Below are 11,471 nucleotides of genomic sequence, written 5' to 3' on the forward strand. Positions count from 1 at the left end.
ACTGACCAGCGCTCAGGGCCCCCGCCCGCGCCACCCGGCGGCCGACGGCACCGGGCGGGGGCGGCACATCACGCTTCCGGCCGTGCCATCGGTGCTTTCCGGCCACCGGGCGGCCAAAACGAAACGGGTCCCGCGCCGCCACAACGGCGGTGCGGGACCCGGGGGTTCCGGAGTTCGTCGATCAGCCCTGGACGAACACCGCCACGGTGCGGCCCGGCACGGTGAAGGTGCCGGTCGCGGCGTCGAAGCCGGACTGCTTCACCACCGCGTCCGCGCCGCCCGCCTGGACCGGGTGCAGGGCCTGGCCCGTCCCCTTCAGGGCCGCCACGGTCTGCGCCTGCGCGGTGGGCGTGGCGTTGAACACCACGGTGACGCCCTTCTCGGCGCCCTTCAGCCCGGTGCCGTCCAGGTGCAGGGTGATCACCCCGGGCGTCTCACCGGGCGTGCCGGAGAGCGGGTAGGACAGCCGCTGCTGGACGGCGGCCAGGGTGGGCAGCGAGAACAGCGGCGAGGACTGCTTGATCCGCAGGAACTCCTGGTACTGCGCGGAGGTCGCACGGATCTCGGCCGCCCCCACGGTCAGCCGCGGGTTCGCCAGCAGGGACTGCGCGGTCGGCCACATCTCCTTGTTGTCGGCCGCCGGCGGCAGGCCCCGGCCCCAGCCGTTGCCCTGCGTCGCGTCCCAGTGGATGGCGTTGAACCAGTCGCCCGAGTCGTAGGAGTTGGCGTCCAGCGACTTGGAGCGCAGCAGGTCGCTGCCGGCCTGGGCGAAGCCCGCGCCCTGGGTGAGCGCGGTGAGCGAGAGCCCGAGCGCCTGCATCCGGGCCCGGTCGGCGGGTGCGGTGCCGGTCGGCAGCTTGTACGCGAGCGCGTCGAACAGGTCGGTGTTGTCGTGGGCGTCCACGTACTCCACCGCCTCGCCCGGCGTGGCCGCGTACCCGGTCGGGGCGCCGTTGTAGTCGACCTGCGCGCCGGTGACGGCCCGGCCCGAGCTGTCGGTGAAGGAGTAGCCGGCCAGGTTGCCGGCCAGTCCGACCTTCAGCTGGTCCATCTGGTGCAGCAGCCGGTCCTTCTGCTCCTGCGGGGTGCCGTTGGCGGGCGAGCCGTTGGGGTCGGTGTACAGGCCCGAGGCGAAGCCCTGCTGCGGGGCGGAGTTCAGCATGAAGTTGCCGCCGCGGGCGGCGTCGCGGAGCCGGTCGTCGAAGGTGGCGATGCCGGTGCCGGCCAGGTTGAGCTGGGTGGCCTGTTCGAACCGGGCGTTGTTCGCGACGACGCCGAAGTTCCAGCCCTCGCCGTAGAGGAAGACGTTCTTCCCGTCGATGCCGTCCGAGGCGGGCGTCATCTTCCGCAGCGCGGCCTGCACGTCCAGCATGGTGGACTTCGGGTCCAGGCCCATCAGGTCGAAGCGGAAGCCGTCGACCTTGTACTCGCGGGCCCAGGTGGTCACCGAGTCGACCACGAGCCGGTTCATCATGGCGTGCTCGGGCGCGGTGTCGGCGCAGCAGCTGTCCGCGGTGACCTTGCCGTTGTCGTCCAACCGCTGGTAGTAGCCGGGGACGACCTTGTCCAGCACCGAGTGCTCGGCCTGGCCGCTGGCGGCGGTGTGGTTGTAGACCACGTCGAGCACCACCCGCAGCCCGGCCTCGTGCATCGCCTGCACCATCCGCCGGAATTCGACGGTGCGCGCCGTCCCGTTCGTCTCGGTGGCGTACGACCCCTCCGGCACGGTGTAGTGCAACGGGTCGTAGCCCCAGTTGTACGCGTCGTCGGCGGCGACGGCCGCCACGCATTCCTGCTGCTTCGGACCGTCCGGGGGCAGGGACTTGAGGTCGCAGGCCGGCAGCTTCTGGTCGGCCCGGTTCTCCCGGATGGTGGCGATGTCGAAGGTCGGCAGCAGGTGGACGGTGGTCACCCCGGCCTGGGCGAGCTCCCGCAGGTGCCGCATGCCGGCCGACTGCGACTCGGTGAACGCCAGGTAGGTGCCGCGCTCGGCGGCCGGGACGGTGGTGTCCTCCACCGAGAAGTCCCGGACGTGCAGTTCCTGGATCTGCTGCTGCGCCGGCGGGACGGGCTCGGGGACGTTCTGCTCCTCCCAGCCCGCGGGCTTGAGCTCCTTGGCGGCGAGGTCGGCGACCAGGCTGCGCCTGGAATCGGTGGACAGCGCGACCGAGTACGGGTCGGTGACGGTGTTGACCACCACCTGCTGGACGGAGGGCGCCCAGACCTTCACCTGGTACAGGTAGTACTTGCCGTCCAACTCGCCCTTGTCGCGGACGACTTCCCAGACGCCGGTCTCGTCGTCCAGCTTCAGCGGCAGCGTCTTCGGGGTGCCGCCGGTCGCACTGTCGAAGACCTGGACGGACACCTCCTGCGCGGTCGGCGCCCACACCGACAGCGCCACCTTGCCGTTGTAGTAGGCCGGGCCGAAGTCCACCCGGCCGGTGCGGCGCGCGTAGAGGTCGTCCAGCACGCCGGGGGTCTGCACGCCGGTGGCGGCCAGCACGGCGCCGCTGGGCAGGTGTTCGGTGAACAGCAGCTGGCTGCGCAGCGCGGCCGGGACGCGGGCGGTGTCCCGGGCGTCCACGGTGAAGGCCCGGTAGCCCGCCAGGTGCGGGAACGCGGCCTTCTGCGCGGCGGTCAGGCCGCCCTGGGCGGCGTTGAGCCGGATCCACCGGCCGGGCTTGGTCAGCACGCCCTTGTCGGCGCGGATGCCGCCCTCGGGGTCGTACACCAGTTGGGCGCTGGTGCCGCCGGCCAGGGCGGCGTCGCCCGCGCCGTAGGCCGCCGGGACGACGACGGTCCTGGCGTCGATCCACTGGGCCTTGGCGGTGCCGAGGTCCACCTGCGCGGAGGCGGCGGCGTTCTGCGGCAGCAGGTGGCCCTCGCGGCCGCCGAGCAGCCACACCTCGCGGCCGTCGACGGCGAGGTCCAGGGACTGGTCGGTGGGCAGGTCCTTGTCGTTGCCCCTGTGCAGGATGTAGCTGAGGCTGGTCGCGCCGGGGGCCAGCGGCACCTCGAAGACGGCGCCGAAGGCGTCGCGGCGCACCGGCATCAGCGGCTTGCCCCAGTCGGTGGGGGTGGCGGCGCCGGTCCAGTCGTGCAGGCCCCAGCCGTCGTAGTCGCCGTCGGCCCGGTTGTAGTGGAGGACGGCGGTGTTGGCGGGCGGAGTGTTCACCGGGCCCGGGTCGGCGGTGCGCACGGCCGGGTCGCCCTGCCGGAGCCAGACCTCGCCGGTGGCGCCGACGTCGACGTGGCGGTCGGCGTCGACGTCCTTGACGCCGTTCTTCTCGACGACGAACCCGACGTCCGAGGCGCCGGGCTTGAGCTTCACGTAGGCGAAGGCCCCGTACGCGTCCCGGCCGGTGAAGGCGTGCCCGGCGGGCCACGGGGTGGCCTCGCCGTCGGCGAGGTCGCCCCAGGCGTAGAGGTTCCAGCCGTCGTAGTCGCCGTCCGGCCGGTTGTAGTGCACGACGGCGTACGGGCGGGCGGCGGCGGTGGGCACCGGCTTGGGTGCGGGGGCGCCGGTGGTGAAGCTCGCGGTGGCGGAGCGCAGCCGGCCGCTGGAGTCCTGGACGACGGCCTTGTAGCGGACGGCCGTGCCGGGGGCGGTGGCGCCCAGGTCCTGGGTGACCAGGTTCTTCCCGGTGTCTGCGGTGCCCAGGGTCTGCCAGGGCCCGGTGCCGATCTGGGCGGCGAAGGTGACGCGGTTGAAGCCGCCGCCGGTCGTGGCGCCGACGGTGACGGTGCCGCTCGAACCGTCGGCCGGCGGCTGCACGGAGAGCTGCGGCGCCGCCGTGGTGGGGGCGAGCCCGGCGCCGGCCTTGAACACCACCGAGGAGAGCGCCGGCACGGTCACGGTGACCTTGCGGTCGGCGCCGGAGGTCGCCTTCCCGCCCGTTGCCGGGTAGATCCGGTCGAAGCCCATCCCGGCGGAGAAGGTGTCCAGGGTGACGGTCTTCGCCTCGGCGGCGTTGTTGACCGCCACCAGGTACTCGGTCCGCTGCCCGGCGTCGATCCGGGAGAAGGCGTACACGCCCGCGCCGTCGGCGGCGTAGCGCTCGATCTGGGCGCCGTCGGCGAGCGCCGGGTTGTCGCGGCGCAGCTTGGCCAGCGCGGCGACGTCCTGGTAGAGCGCGCCGCCCTGCCCGTACCGGTCGGCCGGGCCGGAGGGGCCGCCGAGCACCCGGTCGCCGTTGCAGGAGGGCGTCTTGGAGGCGAACATGTCCTGTCGGGCGTCCTGGTCGCCGCCCGCGCCGGTGAAGCCCTGCTCGTCGCCGTAGTAGACGACGGGCTGGCCGCGGGTGAGGAACTGGAGCTCGGTGCCGAGCCGGTCCTTCTTCAGCAGGGTGGCCTCGTCGGCGCCCGGGTTGTCGGCGAGCAGGAAGGAGCCGAACCGGCCCATGTCGTGGTTGCCGAGGAAGGTCGGCAGCTCGTACGCGTCGGTGTCGGCGGTGGTGTAGCGGTAGTCCTGGCCGTAGACGTCGGCGAGGTTCTTCGCCGAGCCGCCCTGGGAGACGTAGCCGCGGGCGGCGCCCTGGAACGGGAAGTCCAGGGTGGCCTGGAGCTTGCCCTTGGTGACGTACGGCGAGGTGATCGCCGGGTCGCCGGAGTAGACCTCGCCGAACATGAAGAACTTCTTGTTGCCCTGCTTGGCGGCGAAGTCCTTGAGCGCGGGCGCCCACTGCTGCCAGAACGCCATGTTGACGTGCTTGACGGTGTCGATCCGGAAGCCGTCCACGCCGGCGTCCTTGACCCACTGCTGGTAGACCTTCTCGAAGCCCTTCACCACCCGGGGGTTCTGGGTGTCGAGGTCGTCCAGGCCGCTGAAGTCGCCCTCGGTGGCGGACTCGCCGACGAAGGTCGAGTCACCGCGGTTGTGGTAGAGCGCGGGGTCGTTGAGCCAGGACGGGGTCTTGGCCGTGGCGTCGGCGGGCTTGCGGAAGACCGGGGTGTAGGGGAAGGAGTCCTTGGTGAGCCGCGGCCAGGGCACGCCCGCGTCGGCGATCGCGGTCTCGTCGACGGGGTTGCCGTCGGCGTCGAGGGTCGGGTAGGCGCCGACGGAGCGGTAGCCGTGCTGCTGCTCGGCGTCGTCGATGACGTCGGCGGTGTGGTTGGTGATGACGTCGAAGAAGACCTTGATGCCGCGGGCGTGGGCCTTGGCTATCAGGTCCTTGAGCTGGTCGTTGGTGCCGAAGTGCGGGTCGACCTGGGTGAAGTCGGTGATCCAGTAGCCGTGGTAGCCGGCCGAGGCCTGGTCGCCGCTGCCCTGGACCGGCTTGTTCTTGAAGATCGGGGCCATCCAGATCGCGGTGGTGCCGAGGTTCTGGATGTAGTCGAGCCGCTGGATCAGGCCGGCCAGGTCGCCGCCGTGGTAGAAGCCCTTGTCGGCCGGGTCGAAGCCGTGGTCCAGCCGGCCGCCGGTGATGCCCCCCGTGTCGTTGGCGGGGTCGCCGTTGGCGAAGCGGTCGGGCAGGACGAAGTAGAACTGCTCGCGGCTGAGGTCGTGCCGCCCGGCGGTGGCCGCCAGGGCGGCGTCCGAGGGCGGGGGCGGCGGGGCGGCGGCGAGGGCCGCGGGGGCGCTGCCGAGGGTGGCGGCGGTCAGCGCGGCGGCCAGCAGGACGGCCGTGCGGCCGGGTCTGCGTCGGGGGGTGCTCCGCCGGGGGCGGAGCCGGACATCGGCCACTGAGGGTCTCCCTTAGGGGAAGGGGTGAGCGAGTTCCCTGGAAGCTAGCGGCCTGCAATATGTTTCAGCAAGATGCAGAAACGGTTTCTTTCCGGGAAACTCCAGGCCAGGACCGTTGCCGCCACCCCGATTACGCCCTTGGAGCGGTCGGCGTAACAATGGGACGCATGCCTGTCCCACCGGTAAGCACCAGACCCGACCTCACCCCCTACCCCGGTGGGAGCCTCCCCCTAGCCCTCAAGGGGGACAGCCGGTGAAGAATCCACTGCCAGGGGATGATCGGACGGCGACGGGACGTCTGGCAGACTTCTCGTCCATGGGGGAACCGACCAAGATCCAACACGGCCGCGCACAGCGGGCCGAAGCGGCGCTCGGTGACGGTTCCGGAGCACGGCCGGCCTCCTCGGGACGCCTGCCCGACGGAGCCGCCCGCGCCACCCAGTCCCGTATCGCCGCACTGCGCGGCCGCATCCGCGACCAACGGCGCTCACCGGCCCGGCCGAAGATCTGGTTCGAACTGGCCCTGATCGGGATCAGCTACTGGATCTACTCGATCATCCGCAACGCCGTCCCGGAGCAGGCCTCGATAGCCCAGAAGCACACGCGCTGGATCTGGGACCTGGAGCAGTCGCTGGGCATCGCCGTCGAGCGTTCGATCAACCACGCCGTCGACAGCGTCGGGTGGCTCATCACCGGGATGAACTACTACTACGCGACCCTGCACTTCATCGTGACCATCGGCGTGCTGGTCTGGCTCTACCGCCGCCACCCCGGCCGCTACGTCGCCGCCCGCACCGTGCTGTTCGCCACCACCGCGATCGCCCTGATCGGCTTCTACTTCTTCCCGCTGGCCCCGCCCCGGCTGATGGCCGACGGCGGCTTCATCGACACCGTGAAGGTCCACGGCACCTGGGGCTCGATGGCCTCCGGGCCCGCCGCGCACGTGTCCAACCAGTACGCGGCGATGCCCTCGATGCACATCGGCTGGTCGATGTGGTGCGGGCTGGCCATCTTCTACCTGGCCCGCCGGACGTGGGTCCGGGTGCTCGGCCTGCTCTACCCGCTGGCCACCCTGACGGTGATCGTCTCGACCGCCAACCACTTCTGGATGGACGCCGTCGGCGGTGAGCTCTGCCTCGCCCTGGGCTTCCTCACCGCCCGCTGGATGTACCGCTCCTGGGTCTACAAACTGCCCCAGGTGCCCGCCCGGGAGACGGCGGAGGAGCCGATCACCGTCCCCGAGCAGTGGAGCGAACCCGCGGTGAGCAGCGCCCGCCGGTAGAGCTGCCGGACCTGGACGAACCGAAGGGGCCCCACCCGGGGCCCCTTTCGCGTGCCCGGGCCTCAGCCGCGGGCCTCGACGCCGGCCTCAGCCCCCGGGCCTCAGCCGCCGGTCTCAGCCGCCGTAGAACAGCCGCTCCACCACCGCCCGGGCCCGCCGGGTGGTCCGCCGGTAGTCGTCCACCAGCTCGCCGCTGTGCCCGGCGCCGTACCCGAGGTAGCGGGCCACCCCGGCCAGCTCCCGGGCCTCCCCGGGGAAGCTGTCGCCGGGCCGGCCGCGCACCAGCATCACCGCCGAGCGCACCCGGGAGGCCAGCACCCAGGCCGCGTCCAGCACCTGCGCGTCCGACCGCCCGACCAGCCCGGCCCCGGCGGCGGCCGCCAGCGCGGCCCTGGTCCGGGTGGTGCGCAGGGCCGGCAGCTCGTGCCCGTGCTGGAGCTGGAACAGTTGCACCGTCCACTCCACGTCGGCCAGCCCGCCGCGGCCGATCTTGGTGTGCGTGGTCGGGTCGGCGCCGCGCGGCAGCCGCTCGGCCTCGATCCGCGCCTTGATCCGGCGGATCTCCACCAGGTCCCGCTCCGGCACCCCGACGCCCGGGTAGCGCAGCGGGTCGATCAGCTGCCGGAACCGCGCACCCAGCTCCTCGTCCCCGGCCACCGGCTCGGCGCGCAGCAGCGCCTGGCTCTCCCAGGCGTGCGACCAGCGCCGGTAGTACGCCGCGTACGAGGCGAGGGTGCGCACCAGCGGGCCGCTGCGCCCCTCCGGCCGCAGGTCGGCGTCGACCAGCAGCGGCGGCTCGGTGGACGGCGCGCCGAGCAGGGTCCGCAGCTCGTTGCAGACCGCCTGGGCGGCCCGGGCGGCGTCCTGCTCCAGCGAGCCGAGCAGCGGCTCGTGGACGAAGAGCACGTCGGCGTCCGAGCCGTAGCCCAGCTCGTGGCCGCCGAACCGGCCCATCGCGATCACCGCGATCCGGGTCGGCAGGTCGCCGTGCTCGGCCTCCCAGCCGGCCGTGCAGGCGCGCAGCGCGCCCTGGAGGGTGGCGGCGTTGAGCGCGGTCAGCGCCTCCCCCGCGGTGTCCAGCGCCTCCGCCGGGTCCTCGCCGAGGCGGCCGAGGACGTCCGCGGCGGCGGTGCGGAACAGCTCCCGGCGGCGCACCGAGCGGGCGGCGGCGACGGCCGCGGCGGTGGATCCGGCCCGGCCGACGGCGGCCAGTATCTCCTGCTCCAGGGCGGCCCGGCCGCGCGGCGCCAGGCCCTGCGGGTCGCCCAGCATGGCGACCGCCTCGGGGGCGCGCAGCAGCAGGTCGGGGGCGAGCCGGCCGGCCGACAGCACCCGGGCCAGCTGCTCGGCGGCGGCGCTCTCGTCGCGCAGCAGCCGCAGGTACCAGGGGGTGCGGCCGAGCGCGTCGGAGACCTGGCGGAAGTTGAGCAGCCCGGCGTCCGGATCGGCCGAGTCGGCGAACCAGCCGAGCAGCACCGGCAGCAGGGTGCGCTGGATCGCGGCCTTGCGGCTCACCCCGGAGGCGAGCGCACTGAGGTGGCGCAGCGCGGCGGCCGGGTCCGCGTAGCCCAGCGCCTCCAGCCGGGCCCGGGCCGCGTCCGGGGTCAACCCGGCCGCGCCCGGCGGCAGTTCGGCGACGGCGTCGAGCAGTGGCCGGTAGAACAGCTTCTCGTGCAGCCGCCGGACCTCCACCGCGTGCCGCTTCCACTCGCGCTGCAGCGCGGCCACCGGGTCGGAGCGGGTGTCGTCGTTGATCAGCGCGGCCAGCGAGCGGGCCAGCCGGCGCAGGTCCTCCGCGCCGGTGGGCATCAGGTGGGTGCGGCGCAGCCGGTAGAGCTGGATCCGGTGCTCCAGGGAGCGCAGGAAGCGGTAGGCGGTGTCCAGCGAGACGGCGTCCGCCCGGCCGACGTACCCGCCGCGGGAGAGCGCGGCCAGCGCCTCCAGGGTGTTGCCGCTGCGCAGCGCCGGATCGGTGCGGCCGTGCACCAGCTGGAGCAGTTGGACGGAGAACTCGACGTCGCGCAGCCCACCGGGGCCGAGCTTGAGCTGGCGGTCCAGTTCGGTGGCGGGGATCGAGTCGATGACCCGGCGGCGCATCTGCTGCACGTCGGTGACGAAGTTGTCCCGGGCGGCGGCCTGCCAGACCATCGGGGCCAGCGACTCCAGGTAGGCGGCGCCGAGTTCGGCGTCCCCGGCGACCGGGCGGGCCTTGAGCAGCGCCTGGAACTCCCAGGTCTTGGCCCAGCGCTGGTAGTAGGCGAGGTGGCTGGCCAGGGTGCGCACCAGCGGGCCGTTGCGGCCCTCGGGGCGCAGGTTGGCGTCCACCGGCCAGATGGTGCCCTCGCCGGTGGTGTCCGCGCAGAGCCGGGTGAGGGCGGCGGCGAGCCTGGTGGCGGCCTTGACGGCCTCGTGCTCGTCCACGCCCTCGCGCGGCTCGGCGACGAAGATGACGTCCACGTCGGAGACGTAGTTGAGTTCGCGGCCGCCGCACTTGCCCATGCCGATCACGGCGAGCCGGCAGGCCCGGGCGGCGTCCTGGTCCTGCTCGGCGGCGAGGTCCAGGGCGGTCTGCAGGGTGGCGCCGGCCAGGTCGGCGAGTTCGGCGGCGGTCTGCGCGAGGTCGGTGGTGCCGGTGAGGTCGCGGGCCGCGATGGCGAGCAGGCAGCGGCGGTAGGCGACGCGCAGCGCGTCCGCCGGGCTGCGGCCGCCCTCCCGGCCGCGCCGGACGCCCTCGGCGAGCGCGCGGCGGAAGTCCTCCGGGCCGGGGTGCATGTCGCGCAGCTCGAAGGTGACCAGCATGTGCCAGTCGTGCGGGTGCCGGGCCAGGTGATCGGCGAGCGCGGTGGAGACGCCGAGCACGCCGAGCAGCCGGTCGCGCAGCGGCTTGGAGGTGGTGAGGGTGTCGCGCAGGGTGTGCCGTTCGGCCTGGTCGGCGGCCTCCAGCAGCCGGGCCAGGCCGAGCAGGGCGAGGTCGGGGTCGGCGGTGGCGCCGAGCGCGTCCAGCAGCACGGGGTCGTCGGCCAGGCCTTCCAGGCCGGGGCCCGCCAGCAGCCGCACCGCCTGCGCCGGGTCGGTGAACCCGCGCCTGACCAGTCTGATCTCCGGCCGGCTGACCCGGCTCCCGGCCCGCTGTTCGTCCACCGCCATGGCCCCTCCATCCGTCCGCCCCAGCAGGTTACGCGCCCTGACGGCCCGGCGCCGGACACGACCGCCGGACGGCCCGCCGCCGCGCGCCGCGCCGTCCGTCCGTGACCTCGGGCCCGCCGCGCTCGTTCTCCCCGCGCAGACCGTGCCACCCCGTCCCATCCCGTGCCACCCCGTGCCACCCCCGTCCCATCCCGTTCCGGAGCGCCGATGCCCAGCCGCCTGCCCTCGCTCACCGGGCTGCGCTTCTGGGCGGCCCTGCTGGTGGTGCTCTACCACCTGTCCCGCAAGGTCGGCGGGCTGCCGGTGCTCGACCCGCTCGCCTGGTACGGGCGTTCGGGGGTGACGTTCTTCTTCGTCCTGTCCGGTTTCGTCCTGGCCTGGACGTACGGCGGCTCGCCCGTCCCCGCCGGGGCGTTCGCCCGCCGCCGGTTCGCCCGGATCTGGCCGCTGCACGTGCTGAGCACCGTGCTGTCGCTGGGCGCGGACGCCGCGATCGGCACGGCGCTGCCGGTGGCGGCCACGCTCTGGTCGCTGCTGCTGGTGCATCCGTGGGCGCAGGCGACGGTGTACGGCGGCAATCCGGCGTCCTGGTCGCTGGGCGCCGAGGCCTGGTTCTACCTGCTGTTCCCGCTGCTGCTGCGGTTGCTGGCGCCGCGCCGCCGGGCCTGGCTGCCGGTGGCGGCGGTGTGCGCGGCGCTCGGCCCGGCGCTGTGGGCGGCGGGCCCGCTGCTGCCGGCCGATCCGACGGTGCGCGGCTGGCTGCTGGACTACCTGCCGCTGGCCCGTACCCCGCAGTTCGTGCTCGGGGTGGCGGTCGGGCTGGCGGTGCGGCACGGGATGGTCCCCCGGGTGCGGCTCGGCGCGGCGGCCGCGGCGGTGGCGGGCTGGCACCTGCTGCTGGCGCCCTGGCACGCGGCCGTCCCGGACGCGCTGTGGTGGGGCCCGTACAGCGCCTCCCAGCTGGTGCCGGCGGCGCTGTTCGCGGCGCTGCTGGTGGCGGCGGCCCAGCGGGACGCGGCCGGTGCGGTGCCCCGGCTGCCGGACGGACGAGGGCCGGACGGGCGGGGGCTGGCCGGGCGGGGGCTGGCCGGGCGGACGGCGGTGCGGCTCGGCGAGTGGTCCTACGCCTGGTACCTGGTGCACGAGATCGGCATCCGCTGCTGGCTCGCCGAGTTGGGCCGCCCGGCGCCCGGGGCGGCGGCGCTCGGGGTCTGGCTGCTGCTGGCCGGGGGGTCGCTGGCGGTGGCGGCGGGCCTGTACCGCTGGGTGGAGCGGCCGTGCGAGCGGCTGCTGCGCGGCTCGCCGCGCCGGCCCGGCGGGAACGCGGCGGCGCCGCTGCCGGCCCGCGCGGTGCGGGTG

At 74.1% G+C, this 11,471-nt stretch carries 4 protein-coding genes; 2 read left to right on the forward strand and 2 right to left on the reverse strand.

Annotation, left to right across the window (positions count from 1 at the left end; translation table 11 throughout):
* Positions 1-181: 181 nt before the first annotated feature.
* On the reverse strand, positions 182-5,683 hold the full coding sequence (gene pulA, locus ACFVX9_RS09620; RefSeq protein ID WP_387981138.1) for a pullulanase-type alpha-1,6-glucosidase: 5,502 nt from the start codon (positions 5,681-5,683) through the stop codon (positions 182-184).
* 316 nt (positions 5,684-5,999) lie between these two features.
* On the opposite strand from pulA, the gene ACFVX9_RS09625 reads away from it, so the two are divergent.
* On the forward strand, positions 6,000-6,965 hold the full coding sequence (locus tag ACFVX9_RS09625) for a phosphatase PAP2 family protein (protein ID WP_387981139.1): 966 nt from the start codon (positions 6,000-6,002) through the stop codon (positions 6,963-6,965).
* Between the two features lie 114 nt (positions 6,966-7,079).
* Here the strand turns inward: ACFVX9_RS09625 and ACFVX9_RS09630 are convergent, their stop codons facing one another.
* The gene (locus tag ACFVX9_RS09630) at positions 7,080-10,112 is read right to left on the reverse strand and encodes a bifunctional [glutamine synthetase] adenylyltransferase/[glutamine synthetase]-adenylyl-L-tyrosine phosphorylase (RefSeq protein WP_380370603.1); all 3,033 of its coding nucleotides are present in this window, start codon (positions 10,110-10,112) and stop codon (positions 7,080-7,082) included.
* Between the two features lie 207 nt (positions 10,113-10,319).
* Here ACFVX9_RS09630 and ACFVX9_RS09635 point away from each other — a divergent pair.
* Positions 10,320-11,471 (forward strand): acyltransferase family protein (locus ACFVX9_RS09635; protein WP_387981140.1); only part of this gene is annotated, 1,152 nt, incomplete at its 3' end.

The sequence above is a fragment of the Kitasatospora sp. NPDC058243 genome, assembly GCF_042882025.1.
Lineage (GTDB): Bacteria > Actinomycetota > Actinomycetes > Streptomycetales > Streptomycetaceae > Kitasatospora.